Origin of the sequence: Flavobacterium agri (genome assembly GCF_013401995.1) — a bacterium.
GTDB lineage: Bacteria > Bacteroidota > Bacteroidia > Flavobacteriales > Flavobacteriaceae > Flavobacterium > Flavobacterium agri.
This window is the reverse complement of sequence record NZ_JACBJI010000002.1, coordinates 93,806-108,603: the sequence shown is the minus strand read 5'-3', so window position 1 is coordinate 108,603 and position 14,798 is coordinate 93,806. Positions and strand designations below refer to the sequence as shown.

Annotated in this window: 11 protein-coding genes; 3 read left to right on the top strand and 8 right to left on the bottom strand. The window is 46.8% G+C overall.

Annotation, left to right across the window (positions count from 1 at the left end; translation table 11 throughout):
* Window positions 1-123 precede the first annotated feature (123 nt).
* Window positions 124-900, top strand: a complete 777-nt coding sequence (locus HZF10_RS04485) for a 2OG-Fe(II) oxygenase (protein WP_176004989.1) — start codon at window positions 124-126, stop codon at window positions 898-900.
* Window positions 901-909: 9 nt separating this feature from the next.
* Window positions 910-2,073, top strand: a complete 1,164-nt coding sequence (locus tag HZF10_RS04480) for a glycosyltransferase family 4 protein (protein ID WP_176004988.1) — start codon at window positions 910-912, stop codon at window positions 2,071-2,073.
* Here the strand turns inward: HZF10_RS04480 and HZF10_RS04475 are convergent.
* From HZF10_RS04475 to HZF10_RS04440, 8 genes are all read right to left on the bottom strand, one after another.
* Window positions 2,063-3,304, bottom strand: coding sequence for a hypothetical protein (locus HZF10_RS04475; RefSeq protein WP_176004987.1), 1,242 nt, complete (start codon window positions 3,302-3,304; stop codon window positions 2,063-2,065). The genes HZF10_RS04480 and HZF10_RS04475 overlap by 11 nt on opposite strands.
* Window positions 3,301-4,569 (bottom strand): oligosaccharide flippase family protein, encoded by a 1,269-nt coding sequence (locus HZF10_RS04470; RefSeq protein ID WP_176004986.1) that lies wholly within the window; start codon window positions 4,567-4,569, stop codon window positions 3,301-3,303. Before HZF10_RS04470 ends, HZF10_RS04475 begins: the two co-directional genes overlap by 4 nt.
* A 125-nt stretch (window positions 4,570-4,694) precedes the next feature.
* Entirely contained in the window at window positions 4,695-5,237 is a 543-nt protein-coding gene (locus HZF10_RS04465; protein WP_176004985.1) for a hypothetical protein, read from the bottom strand.
* 80 nt (window positions 5,238-5,317) lie between these two features.
* Window positions 5,318-7,174, bottom strand: coding sequence for a glycosyltransferase family 39 protein (locus HZF10_RS04460; RefSeq protein ID WP_176004984.1), 1,857 nt, complete (start codon window positions 7,172-7,174; stop codon window positions 5,318-5,320).
* An 81-nt stretch (window positions 7,175-7,255) separates the two neighbouring features.
* On the bottom strand, window positions 7,256-8,389 hold the full coding sequence (gene rffA / locus HZF10_RS04455) for a dTDP-4-amino-4,6-dideoxygalactose transaminase (RefSeq protein ID WP_176004983.1): 1,134 nt from the start codon (window positions 8,387-8,389) through the stop codon (window positions 7,256-7,258).
* On the bottom strand, window positions 8,389-9,021 hold the full coding sequence (locus HZF10_RS04450; protein ID WP_176004982.1) for an acetyltransferase: 633 nt from the start codon (window positions 9,019-9,021) through the stop codon (window positions 8,389-8,391). The genes rffA and HZF10_RS04450 overlap by 1 nt, the downstream gene beginning before the upstream one ends.
* Window positions 9,014-9,940: a glycosyltransferase family 2 protein gene (locus HZF10_RS04445; protein WP_217703345.1), complete on the bottom strand. Its 927-nt coding sequence runs from the start codon at window positions 9,938-9,940 to the stop codon at window positions 9,014-9,016. The genes HZF10_RS04450 and HZF10_RS04445 overlap by 8 nt, the downstream gene beginning before the upstream one ends.
* The gene (locus tag HZF10_RS04440; protein ID WP_176004981.1) at window positions 9,937-11,043 is read right to left on the bottom strand and encodes an ATP-grasp domain-containing protein; all 1,107 of its coding nucleotides are present in this window, start codon (window positions 11,041-11,043) and stop codon (window positions 9,937-9,939) included. Before HZF10_RS04440 ends, HZF10_RS04445 begins: the two co-directional genes overlap by 4 nt.
* A 284-nt stretch (window positions 11,044-11,327) precedes the next feature.
* Between HZF10_RS04440 and HZF10_RS04435 the strand changes: the two genes are divergently transcribed.
* The gene (locus HZF10_RS04435; protein WP_176004980.1) at window positions 11,328-14,672 is read left to right on the top strand and encodes a CotH kinase family protein; all 3,345 of its coding nucleotides are present in this window, start codon (window positions 11,328-11,330) and stop codon (window positions 14,670-14,672) included.
* The last annotated feature ends 126 nt before the right edge of the window (window positions 14,673-14,798 follow it).

Genomic DNA, 14,798 nt, shown 5'->3' with positions numbered 1-14,798 from the left:
ATTTGTAAAAAAACATGAGTCTTGCTTAACCGTTTGACAATACGGCCATAGTGTTAAATGATATTTATCAGCTTTGCGTTGGCTATTAATTGCTACTTTTGCCTAAATCAGTTACTTCAGAATATGATCCGATTTGACTACTTAGAGCAAAATCTCGAAAACCTACGCATACAATATCTTACCGCCCAACCTTTCCCGCATCTTGTCATAGACGAGTTCTGCGAGACCGAAAAACTGGAGCGCGCCTATGCCCACATCCCGGAATTGAACAACAAGAGCCGCGACTACGCTTTTGCGAACAATAAATTCGAAAAATCGAACTACAAGGAAATCTGTCCGGAGCTCAAGGAATTTTACGATGACCTTTCTTCGGAACGCTTCAACAAAATCTTGAGTTTCATCACGGCCAAAAAGACGTTCGTTGATCCGAAAAACTTCGGAGGCGGCCTTCATCAAGGCAAGAAGAACAGCTTTTTGGATATGCACCTCGATTTCAATTATCATCCGCTGCACAAAAACTGGTACCGCGAACTCAACCTTTTGCTGTATCTGAACAAAGATTGGAAGCCCGAATACAAAGGCGGTCTTAGGATCAAGGATTTGCGCACGAACGAGGAAGCCGAGATCGACGTGCCGTTCAACCGCATGATCATCCAGCAATGTGCGCCGTATTCGCTTCACGGATACGACATGACGAATTTCCCCGAAGGACGTTATCGCACTTCAATCGCGACTTATGCATACCAAGTGCACGAACGTCTCATCGAAACGCCAAGGACTACCGACTGGTTTCCGAAAGACGACGCTTCGTTCCTAAAGAAACAATTGGCCAAAAACTACAATTTCCTCGTGCAGACCAAGAACAAATTCTTCGGAAGCGCCACGGCCAAAAACCAATAGCGCCGTGCTATGAAAAACGTACTTATCGTTAATCAATCTGCGGAGCTTTACGGCGCAGACAAAGCGTTGCTAGAACTTATCGAACATTATCCCGACGGGTATAATCCGATTGTCGTGCTGCATCAGGACGGTCCACTTAAAAACAGGCTGGAATCGCTTGGTGTTCAAGTCATAAGGAGTTCGGTCGTCAAAGTAAAACGCGGTGTGCTTACACCCAAGTTTTTCCTTAAGCTCCCTTTTGACGTTTTCACCTCTATCAGAAAAATCCGCAAGGAACTCAACGGAAAAGAAATACACCTGGTACACTCAAACGCGATTTCGGTTTTCATCGGTGCGTTTTATAGCTTTATCTTCCGTCGCAAACATTTGTGGCACGTGCACGAAATAATTGAGCATCCGAAAATGCTGGCCTACTTTTATCCGAAAATAGTATCGCTGTTTTCTACGCACATCCTATTCAATTCAAATGCGACCTCGCTGCAATTCCAAAAGATGAAGAAAGGCCTGGAACGCAAATCGACCATTGTCCACAACGGCCAGAATCGCGTGCAGCCTATATCATCTGCCGAAGAAATACGTTCGATCCGCACCGACCTGTTCCGAATGAAGGATCCGAATCATTTGGTCATCGGATTGGTAGGACGCGTGAGCCGTCTTAAAGGGCAAGGCGTATTGCTTAAGGCTTTCGTACAATTATGCCAGAAATACGATTCCATTCATTTGGTTTATGTGGGATCGGCACCCGACGGACAGGAACAGTTCCTTGAAAATCTCCATCATAAAATAGAAGCCGCCCAATTAGAGGCAAAAGTGACCGTTGTAGACTTCCAGGAAAATATCTGGCCTGTTTATGATGCGCTCGATATTGCGGTCGTACCGTCTACAGAACCGGAATCTTTCGGTCTCGTGGCTACCGAGGCTATGTTGTCGCGAAAACCCGTCGTGGCGTCGCGGCTGGGAGGACTTCAGGAAATAATCGTCGAGGGTCACACCGGTTTTCTTGTCATGCCGAAAAATGCTACCGAACTTGCCGAAAAACTCGAAACCTTTATCGCACATCCTGAAAAGATCCGCGAATTCGGTGAAAACGGCTACGAAGTGGTGATCAAGAATTTCTCTACCGAAAAGTACATCGGCGGCGTGAAAGACGAATACGAAAAGCTTACGCCTTAACTTGTAGGGCTTTTTTAATCGTTTCTTTGTGGTATATCAGAAATCCGATAAGGATGGATTTGGTGTCGACTTTGAAGTAGAGTCCCATAAATACCCAATTGGAGAGGATCAGGAAGACGGCCGACGCAATCAACAATTGGTTAATGCTCCGGATTTGCAGATTCTCTGATTTTCCTTGCCTGAACAGCATCCAAATAAAGACGAACAAAAGAAACACACCGACGAGCCCCGATTTGAGCAATATCGTCATGTAAGAATTGTGCAACGCCGGCAGATATCGTATGAACTCAAGGTCGTTTGTCCACAGCTTCCTTCCCAAATCGACATGCGATCCGAGACCTTTTCCGAAAATTATCGATCCGGTTCCGCTGCGCGAGACTTGCCTTACCGTTATGATGTTCTCGAAAGAGCGGTAATTGTCGTTAAAATCTTTCCAATCGTCTTTGTTGATTTTGGTTTTGAACGGTTCTATAGGCGCAATTTTGACTTTGTAAAGAAACGCCTCAAACCCCGTTGCACCACGACGCGGATTGCTGTTATAGATGATCGCATAGCCCACAATCCCGATTGCCATTGTCACCAAAATGGCCTGTAACGCCCGTTTTGTAAGTACCAAATAACCCGATAAGGCCATGATCAGTATTCCGAAAAGAATGAAATCGGTACGCGCCAGATAAAGGAAACCCGAAATGGTCATGACCAAAATCATCAGCCATCTGGTACGCGTCGGAAATTCTACGTTGAATCTTTTGCAATAGATGAGCATCGCTAGCGCATACATTTCGAAATCGTTGAAATATCCGGCGTGCAAGCGCAACTCGTGCATGTCGCGAATGTGCATGAAAAGCACCGCGAACGCTGCAATGGCCAAGTGCAGAATAGCGAGGATATATCCGGTATTGATGATGAGACGCGCAGGTTTTTCGCCTTCCATTCCTCGACAAAGCTGATAGCCTAACAGCAATCCGATGATCGGTTTCAATAAATAGGTGATGTCGCGAATAATGTCGTAAGGCGTGTAATCGTTGAACAAACCAGAAAAAAACGCGATCAGCAAAATCAGGACGGGCGTAGAAATCAACTTGAGGATTCGCAACGAATATCGCTTCTGCAAGGTGACCAATGCCGCGATCGACCATACCCCGAAAGTCAATTCGTAGTTGTTCAAAGTAGGCACGACGACGCACGCAATAAACAGGATTATCCTAAATGAATTCCTAGTTGCACTCATGAATGTGCTTGGGGTTTGAATTGATTTTTCAGTGTCAGCCAAATTAATACAATCAGGATCATTTCACTTATGATTAGAGATGAAATAAGTCCGTTAAGCGCAAACGACCAAAACAAGAAGGTCATCAGCAGCAAATTGAGCACGACGGTCACGAACGTGAGCCTGATGTATAATTCCTTTTTCCCGAGACTCAACATAAGCTGTTCAAGCGAATAGGAACACGCAATCAGCATGGGTATGAGCAGCCCGAGCCGTAAAGCGTCCGAGAGGGCATGGGTATTCTGCTCGCTGACTTTGAAAAAATGCAGGATTTCGGATGGAAAAAGGAAAATACCGAACACCAGAACGAAGACCAATGCAAGGTTGAAACCGCTGACTTGCTTCCAATATCGAAAACCTTGTGCGCGATCTTGAAAAATCTCAAAACACAACTTCGGATAGAAATACCGGAAAAACATCTGCAGATACGACCTGAAAGGCAGTATGATTTGCTCTATAATCTTGAATTGGCCACCGACGGCAAAACCGCCGAGCAAAGTAATGACGATAATCGGGGAGTAATTTTTGACCGACAGGAACATCTGTGAGAGAAGGAAACGGAAATTGTCCGAAAGGAAATCGGCTATATCGCGTCGGCGAACGTCGGCGAACTTGAAACCGAACAATTTACTGCAATACAGGAAACCCGCCAGATACGGGAAAAACATACCTAAACCCCACCATAAATTCACATATATGTAGTCGCCGGCTCCCGATACGAAATACAGCACTCCGAAAAGATAGATCGCCTTGGAGATTACCGTAAGCGCGGTTATCAAACGAAATCTCTCGATTCCCTGTAAAAACCAGATCGGACTGATCGCCTGGGCGACAAGAATCGGTGATGCGTATAGGTAGAGCTTGCGTTCGGCACTGAAAGCGGGTAAAACGCCAAAAACCAAAAAACCCATCGCCAAAACTCCTAAAAGCAGCAATAACCTTGCGCTGTAAGCGGTCGCAAAAATCTGTGATAATTTGGCGTGGGAATCACGGTTCACCGCGACTTCTTTTACGCCGATCATGTCTGAACCGTAGTCGATGATCACGATAAGAAAAAATGAAATAGCCAATGCCACGCCGACCTTTCCGTAAGCCGCTTCTCCGCAAACCGCTACTATATGAGGCACGGCAAGCAACGGAACGACAAGATTGATCACCTGGCCGACACCGTAGATAACCAGGTTCGTGTTCTTTGCGGCAAGGTTGTGTATTCGGGATTTCAGCATGCGTAATGATTAGACGTACAAGTCGGCTCTTTTTTGCACCAAGCGGAGACGTGTAAAACGATCCGGCCTGGAAATTCCCTGTTAAGAGTAATTGCCAGGCCGGTTGAACGTTGGTCAAAAAAGCATTACTTTCCTTTTACCAACGCTTCTATTTTCTCTGATAATACCACTTGAGGGTAGAACATTGGGCCTGTATACACATCGCCTCCCTTTATAGGGATGATAAGCGACTTCTCGGCATCGATTTTCGTACATTTCTCATTCGGGTAGAAGTAGCTGAAGAACTCCGCCCCATTGGCGACGATCTTTCCGTTCATATAATCGATTTCGAAGGAATTCATCTTAATGTCTTCCTGTTGTTTGTTCACGCCGAAATCAAGTCTCATGTGTGTCGGGATAACGTCTTCAGGAAGTTTGAATACGATGTCTTGTGCCGCTTCGTTTCCTTTGAACTCGACCCAAACAGATTTCTGCTCTGTAAAATTGATCGTTCCGTCTTCTGTGTAGAAAAGATGGAAACTGTCGTCCTTTTTCGCGACCACATTGATCTTGACCTCAAAATCTTTTGGCGCTTCCTCGACTGGAGCCGCAACCGCATCAGACTTAGGTTCTTCTTTACAAGAGAAGAGTGTAACCAAAACTAAAAGAGCTAAAATTTTCGATTTCATGTTTTTATCTTATGATGTGCAAAATTAGAAAAATTCGAATTTCTTTTACAATAATTATGTCCAAATTAAAACGGCAGGCATCATTGCTTGATTTCCAGTACACTGTCGGTTATTTTGAGGCCTTTTTTACCTGTTGCCGAATCGGTCATCAAAATCGCGACGCGGTAGCTGCCCGGTTTAAGGTCGCTTTTCAGGATTTTGGCCGAAAAGCCCGAATTGTCTAGATTGAAGCCAGCTCCTCTTGCTTGGGTAACGTCTGCGCGCTGTACTTTTTCCATGTTGAAAAGCTTACCCCTGTTGCCCATCAGGACTATGATCTCGATTTTGGTATTTTCGGTTCCTTGGCCAGGGAAATAGGCCCATCCGAAGATTTTCAGGCCGGTTTCATCTTCTTGGTAAATGTCGAACGTAGACACGAAATCGTCTCCCGAAACAGGCTTCGAAAGGTCATATCCGGCAAGGCTTACGATTTGCTTGGCATCTGCCTTAAGGATGTAATGCTTGGCCCAGCCTTGGAATCCTTCGAAATTGTTCTCCAAAAAGAAATTCGCATCGAGGAATGCCGCCGTTTCGGGTGACGCCTGGAATTGCTTGTCGTGCGCATCGACATACCAGAACGCCTTGACCTTTGAAGGATCGTTACGCATCTCATTGACCAAAACATCCAAAGAAGCTGTTTCATTCAACGGATAATTCGCGTCTTTTTTCAGGAAGAAATAATTGAACCAATACTTCAACGACGTATAGACAGGCTCTCTTTTGGCATTGTTCTTCATGACGAATTCGGATGCCTCCCGAAACTGCGAATTGTGCACGTTCAGGTAAAAGCGCTTGAATACGAACAGGTTCATGAGCATGAAGCAAAGAACGGTCGTTATCATTCCCGCTCTAACCACCTGGTTTTTGATAAGCGAAAGCGCATGAGCCAAAATCAATAAAATTACTGGGAGAACGCTTACGAAATAACGCGTGATCATAAGCGATGTATCGGTAAACGACTTGACCGTGAGTATGACCACGAGCACGACCATCCAACTTAACAACACCGCAAACGCGAAAACCTTGGGGCGCTCGAGTATGTCTTTGTACGTGAATTTGCCTTCCTGCCTAAAAACGTCGAACAGGAAATAAAAGAACAGCGGAAGGAAAATGAAAGCCGTGAATCTCGTGTTGCCCAAGAAATCGTCGAGCACGTAGGCGATGGAATCGTTGGTCGCCGCTACGATCCAACCCGATTTGAATCCGAAAAGTGTCATCAACTTGGCGATGTTCGGGATAAAAAGAAGTACGGCTATCGCACCAACGATAAGACTGTTCACAATAAAATTGCGCCTTATGTCTTTCGGGCACATTACGATAAATAACAATATCAGCAAGGCTTGCGAGAACAGATTGATGAATCCGAAAAAATTTAAGTTGAGCAACAGTCCCGCAGAAAGCCCGTAAAAGATGGCGTTTCTTGTGGAATTGTTTCGCAAAAAGTTCGACATGGCCCAAAACGAAAGCACTACCGCAAAAAAGTACAACGAATACGGCCTGGCGTCTTGAGAGATATAAATGCAGTAATCACTTACGGCAACAAGCCCGGCGGCTATCAATCCGGTATTTTTGCCATACAGTGATTTGCCAAGCCTGTACACGATATAGCTTCCGGCAACTCCGGCCAACGCCGATACGATACGCGCCACGAGTATATGATGCCCGAAAATCGCGAACAGCACTTTCATCGCCAAAAAGTAGATGTACGGAAATCCTTCCCTAAGGTTTATTTCGGCAATCGTGGTCGCGAAAGGCAGTTTGGGATCGGACACGTTCAACGTGTAAATCTCATCCATCCAAGGGCTTTGGGAACCTAAGTGAGCGAATCGCAAAAGTGCGGCTACGACCAAAATAAGGGTTAGGATATAATGCTGCTTCAGGTAGGCAATGATTCTCATCGGATACTGATTGTTGTTTTATCTGGTTGGTAAAAGGCTGTGTTTTGCGTTTTCAGGCACTATACAAGTTCGGCCGCAAAATCAGCTATATTCATACGTTAGGAGCTTGTCTGTCACTTGCTGCGGTTCCAACTCATAATACATCGGCAAACGCACCAAACAATCGGCGAACCTGTCGCTTTCCGTAAGCACTCGCGAGTCGTGGAACGGTTCGAAAAATTGGCTCGAATGCAGGCTGATGTAATGAAAAACCGGATGAACACCTTTGTCGCGCAACTGCGCAATAAGGCGCGAACGCTGTTGTATGTTTTGGCATACCAGGTAGAACATATGCCCGTTGTTGGTCGCATATTCGGGTAGCTGTGGCAATTCTATTTTGTGCTCGGCCGCCCAATCCTTGAGGGCTTCGCGGTAAAACAGCCAATGCGATTTGCGCTTTTCCTGTATTTTTTCGAGGTTTTCGAGTTGGGCCCATAGAAACGCGGCAATAATTTCGGACGGCAGGAAAGAGCTTCCTATATCGACCCATCCGTATTTGTCTACGTCGCCGCGGAAAAAAGCCGAACGGTTCGTGCCTTTTTCCCAAATGATTTCGGCCCTTTCTATAAAGCGTGCGTCGTTTATGGCCAACATTCCGCCTTCGCCCGAGATGATGTTTTTGGTCTCGTGGAATGAAAAAGCGGCCAAATGCCCGATTGAACCTAACGCGCGTTTTTTGCCGTCGCGTCCGGTGTAATAACTGTCGATTGCTTGGGCTGCATCTTCGACTACGAAAATCTGGTGTTTTTCGGCAATGTCCATGATCGCGTCCATGTTGCAGGCCACACCGGCATAATGAACCGGTACGATGGCTTTCGTTCTTGGTGTAATCAACGATTCGAGCGTTTCCTCGTCTATATTCGGATGGTCTTTTCTGCTGTCGGCAAACACGATTTTGGCACCGCGCAATACGAAGGCATTGGCCGTAGAAACGAACGTGAACGAGGGCATGATCACTTCATCTCCGGGTTGGATGTCGAGCAAAATGGCCGCCATTTCAAGCGCATCGGTACACGAAGTCGCGAGCAGGCATTTTTTGAACCCGAAGTTTTTTTCGAAGAATTCTTGGCATTTTTGGGTGTATTTGCCGTTTCCCGAAATCTTTCCCGATTTGACGGCGTCCTCTATATATTGTGTCTCCTTGCCCGTGAGGAAAGGCTTGTTGAATGGAATCATTATGCTATTTTTTTTGCGGGTTGCCCAATGTAAAGTCCGCTTTCAGGCGTGTCTTTCACAAAAAGGGTACAAGCGCCCGAAGACGTGCCCGAATTTATCGAAATATTATCTTTTACCGTCGTATTGATGCCCAAAAAACAACCGTCGCCTACAGAGACGAATCCGGCCAACGCGACACGCGGCGCCAAGAACGAATGTGCGCCTACCGAACAATCGTGAGAAACAGTACAATTGAGGTTGAGTAGCGCATTTTCGGCAATTTTGACGTTCGCGTCTATGCAGCAGCCCGGATACAGCACACTTCCGGGCGCGATCGTTGCCGTCGGATCTACCCAACTCGTGGCATGGATGAGTTTGCCAAACGGGATTTCGGCGTAAAAACGCTCATAAAAATCACGGCGCGCCTGCATATGGTTGTAGCCGATGCCGATGAGCAACTCATGGAACGCTCCTTGTGCGAAACAGTTGGCGATCTGATCGGTCTTGCCAAGAATTTCATTGCTGTTGCGATGGGTTTCGGATGTGAGGTCGTCGAAAAAAACCACCTTGTCATACTGTTTTCCTGAAAGCGCGAAATGCGCCAATTGCTGGCCCAAATGTCCTGATCCGATGATGCCCAATATCTTACTCATATATTTTTTTGACTATCGTGTTTGGCCTGCCTTGTACTTGCTTGAAAATCTTGTAGATGTAAATGCCGATAATCCCCAAAAAAGTCGAAATCACACCGAGCATCAATACATTAATGGCGATAATAGAGGTCCAACCCAACTGTACTTCATCGCCGTACATTATTTTTTTTCCGCCCAGGTAGAGCAAAAACAAAATGCTTCCGACAGAAATCAGCAATCCGATGTAAAACAACCATTCAAGCGGTTTTCCCGAAAACGAAGTCACGGCCTGCAACATTAGCTCGAGCCTTCGCCCGATTGAATACGTACTCGCGCCTTCACGTTGTCCTTTTTTTACCGGCACGCCTTTTTGATCGAAACCTACCCAGTGCATCATACCGCCTATGAATACATTGGCATCGCGCAGCTTGAGCAGCTCTTCTACGTATTGGCGTGTCATGAGCCGTTCGGTAAGGATGTTGTGCGGGATTTTGGTGTCCGACATTTTATTGATCATGTTCCAAAACAAATTACCCGAGAATTTCTCGAGAAATCCTCCCTTGCGTGTTTCCTGATATCCGTAAACCACGTCGAGCTCAGGATTGGCACGAAATTCCCCGTAATACTCGACCAAAACCGAAGGCGGGGTTTCCAAATCGTTGTCAATCAAAAAAACATAATCGCCCGAAGCGTACGAAAGCCCGGCCTGAATCGCATAATGATGACCGAAATTGCGTGAAAGGTCGAGCAGTTTTATCTGCGGCCAGTCTTTTTTGCGCTCCAACAGATAATCCAGCGAGTCGTCTGGCGATCCGTCGTTCACAAAAACGAGTTCGTACTCTTCAAAACTTGTCTCGTTTATGGCCGCGAGCATTTGGTCCAGAAATGATTCCAGAAAACGTCTTGACCTGTATAATGTGGAAACAACCGATAATTTCATGGCAATTCTATTCGCTCTGCAGCTTGATAAATTAAATATCCAGACCTGTCGTTACTACTTTTTAGGTTTTTGAGTTCTTGGTTTTGTACGGCTTTTTCGACCTCGAATGCGTTCGGACGTTCAAAATAAGGAATCAAATTACGTGTTTCCTCGCTAAGGAAATATACACCGGAATACGCGCGGTCGCGGAATTGAGGTTCGTGGAATTCCCCAAGCGCGATCTCGACGACACCTTTAACGTAATCGTAACCCGTAGAAAGTTGAACCAGATGCGAACCTATAAAATCGCCGCCCATACGAGCACCAACTTCAATAGCATATACTTTGCCGTTTTCGGTGATCTTGAACTCGGAATGCGCCGCACCGTATGCTATTTCGAGGGCGTCGAGCGCTTTTAAGGTTTCAGCCTCGATTTTCTCAAGTATCGACGACGGAAAACTAGACGGTTCGTGATGCGCCAACTCTACGAAATGCGGCGCTCCGGTGGTAATCTTGTCGGTGATTGCCAGAATGCGGTGCTTGCCTTGCCAGGAAACGCTTTCGACGCTTACTTCGCGACCCGATATGAATTCCTCTATTATGGCTTGTTTCGAAAAAGATTCGGATATGGCATAAGCAATGGCCTGGTCCAGTCCTTCGTCATTGGTGAGTTTGGTCACGCCACGGCTTCCGGAACGGTCGGTAGGTTTGACGATTATCGGAAAATCCAACGCGTCACGATAATCGGACGGAGCTTGTACTTTATAGAATTTCGGAATTTGAACTTTTCCGTCGAACGCCTGGCGCATCGCTTCCTTATCGGTAGACAACCATGCACTTTTTTGGCTGTTTACGCAAAGTCCCATTTTCTCTCCTACGAACGAAATGGTCGGTACCGGCATGTCGCTGGCGATCGTACAGATACCGTCTATACCTATTTCGAGACATTGTTCGAGTATCTGTTCTTTTTCCAAAACCGAGATTGGATAGAAAAAATCGGCCTTGCCTTTACAAACAGCACCCTCGGGCCAGGCAAAACAATGCGTTTGGATGCCCATTTCCGAGGCTTTCAAAACCAAAGGAAGTTGTAGGTAACTGGCTCCAATAATCGCTAATTTCTTCATTTCGTCTAGAAAGCTACGCGGCCCATCCTGTTGCCGAATCGCTGTAAAACTATCTCATTTTTTTCGTTTATCAATACACGTGCGTACATTTTGGCGCATTTGAAACAATTTGATAAAACCGATTCACTATAGACCCAAATCCGCCACCGGAGTTGTCACGTAGATTAGGATTTCCTTAAAATCTGCATTTGAAACGGATATTTCTGCTTTATATCGACAAAAAGAATACCCTAACTCATTGTTGCGCTAATTTCACGGCCTTAAAAATCAAACTGTTGAAAGTCATGAAAAAAATTACCCCATTTTTCATTGGTCTGTTCCTTTTATTGGGTGCATCGACTTTTGCCCAAAACCTGGTAATCAATGAAATCTTGACCTCGAACACCTTGACAAACGTCGATGAGGACGGCGATTATCAAGACTGGGTCGAGCTTTACAACGGCACGGCGGCGGCCATCAACCTCAACGGTTACGGCCTTACCGACGACGCTACCCAACCTTTCAAATGGGTTTTCCCGGCCCAGATCATCGGGCCCGGCCAATATCTGATCATTTATTGTTCCGACAAAAACCGCACGGTCGTCAATGAACCGCTTCACACGAACTGGAAAATCAGTTCTGCGGGCGAAGCGATTACCTTGACAAATGCGGCCAGCGTTATGGTCGACCAGGTTCCGGCAACGGCGATTCCTTCGGACATTTCTTTCGGAAGATTGCCAAACGGAAGCGGGCCTTTCGTATTCTTCAGTGCCGTGACGCCAGCTGCGCAAAACGGTGCGGTCGGATATAACGAAATCCTGAATCCGCCTGCATTTTCACAGAACGGAGGATTTTTCACCTCGGCCTTCAACCTCACGCTTTCGACGACGACGCCTGGAGCAACGATCATTTATACGCTCGACGGAAGCGAACCCGATCCGGCCAACCTCGCCGGAACGACGTACCAATACAAAAACCAATATCCTTGGCATCCGGGTGATCCGGAAGGGCCGTTTTTGACCAAAAGCTTCAACAGCTTGACGTATTCGGGACCGATCAGCATCGTGGATCGCACGTCTCAACCCAACGACATCTCGATGATCTCGACCACGTATTTCGATCCGTTTTATTTACCGGACAACAACATTTTCAAAGGCACGGTCGTTCGCGCCAAGGTTGTCAAAGCCGGAGCGCTTTCGAGCAAGACCACTTCGCAGTCATATTTCGTGACGCCTTTGGGAAGCAGCCGTTTTTCTTTGCCGGTCGTTTCGTTGAGCATCAGCGAGAATGTACTTTTCGATTACAACGACGGAATTTATGTACCCGGCGTCGATTTCGACCAATGGAGAATCGACAACCCGGATCTTGAACCGGAAGGACAAGAAGATTTAGGAAACTATTACCGTCGCGGCGAACAATACGAACGCGAGGCCAACATGAGCTATTTCGTGAACGGAACGGAAGTCATCAACCAAAACGTAGGGCTTCGTTTGCACGGCGGTTCATCGCGCGATTGGCAGAACAAGTCGTTCAACATTTATTCGCGTGCCGAATACGGAGACGAGACCATGGATTACGGTTTCTTCCCGAACCAACCTACCGATTTCGAGCGTTTGATCTTGCGCAATTCCGGAGCCGATTTTTACGAGACCTTGTTCCGCGATGCGCTCAACATGCGTCTTTTGAAACAATCGCACGTGCTCACGAAAGGTTACCAGCCGACAATCACGTTCATGAACGGCGAATATTGGGGAATCCTTTCTTTGAGCGACAAGTTCGACAACAATTACTTCAAGCGCGTTTTCGACATCGATGACGTGGACGTTCTTGAAAGCGAGGCGCAGATCGAAGAAGGCGACGACGACGATTACAATGCGATGATCGATTATATCGAGACGCATCCGCTATCGGTACAAGCCAACTACGATTATATCTTGACGCAGTTGGATTACCAGAACTTCGCCGATTATTTCATCCACAACATTTACTTCGACAACATCGACTGGCCGGGCAACAACATCGTTTTCTGGAGAGAAAAAGTCGACGCACCGAATGCCGAGTATCCGCACGACGGACGTTGGAGATGGCTCGCCCACGACATGGACGCGACGTTCTCTACCAACAACGAAAACATCAACCACAACGCTCTTGCCGCCGCTACCGCAACCAACGGACCTGAGTGGCCAAACCCGGCCTGGAGTACATTCCTTTTGAGAAAAATGCTTGAGAATCCCGGTTTTAAAAACTATTTCATCAACCGTTTTGCCGATAAGATCAACACGTCGTATTCTACCGCTTTCGTGAATTCGACGATGGACGAGATGAAAGCCGTGATCATGCCCGAACTCAACGAGCAAATGGATCGCTGGACAGCTCCGGTAGACATCAACGATTTCAACTACTATTACGGATACCAACAGGATTTCGCGACGCAACGTCCGGCTTTCCAGAGAAACCACATCCGCTCGAAATTCACGATCGCTTCGAACATCAACGCGACGCTGGACGTTTCGGACGTGAGCCACGGTTACATCAAGATGAATACGATCGACATCAAACTCGGAACCGACAACATCGCCGCGAATCCATATCCTTGGACTGGCGTTTACTTCTCGGGCATTCCGGTGACCTTGAAAGCGATCGCGAACGACGGTTTCGTATTCGACCACTGGGAAGGCGCTTCTATTGCGACTACTGATGAGATCACGCTTACGATGTCGGCCGCATTTTCTGTAAAAGCCGTTTTCGTACCGACAAACACGAATTCGAGCGAGCCGATCTATTTCTGGTACATGGGAACATCGATCCCGAACGATACGCCGCTTACGTCTTTGAACTCTTCGTTCGAAGTTCCGGCTACCGACGCGGTAATCCAATATACATCGTGCTTGCCAGGTTATCCGTATACTTCGGGCGATCCGTTGTTCCAGCACGCGTCTATGGAAAGAAGAAACAGCCCGACTTCGATCAACTACATTCCGGAGGCCAACGGTGGTGCGGCTTACCTGGCCAGTGCAATGCGCGGCATCCAAATCAAGGAGCCGTTGCAGAACGCCGGAAACGAGAACATCATGGTGTTCGCTTTCACGACCGTGGGTTACGAGGACATCAAATTCTCTTTCGCCGCGAAAAACGAATTGACCAACGCACAGAATATCGTAATCGATTATTCTACGGTTGCAGGAACACCTAGCTGGACGACCGCGGGATTGGCTTCTTCGGTGTATCCGTTGACATCCGATTTCGCTTTGTTCAACGTCGATTTCTCTTCGATCACGGCTGCCGACAACAATGCGAACTTCAAGATCCGCGTGCGTTTCACGGGAACCGGCGACATGACCGTCGATGCCGGAAACCGCATCACGTTCAACAATATCGCGGTTCACGGAACGTCGCTGCTTTCTGTACCTTCGGTTCCCGTAGAAAACAGATTCCTCGTGTATCCGAACCCTACAAGCGGTATCGTGAACGTCGCGAATTTGGGAGCTGACGCAATGTATTCGTTGTTCGCAATCGATGGGAAACTGGTCAAGAAAGGCAAAATCGACGCTTCGAACCAGATCAGCCTCGACGGATTGACTTCAGGATTGTACTTGTTGCAACTCGAGTCTGACGGAAGGACCGAAACCAAGAAAATCGCCAAGCAATAATTACATACTAGATTGAAATAAAAGGAGATAGCGTTTTGTTGTCTCCTTTTTTGTTTTCAGACAACTCTTAAAACGTGCAGTTCGTCGAAAATTTTGGTTATTTAAAACGAGAAAATCCTGACAACC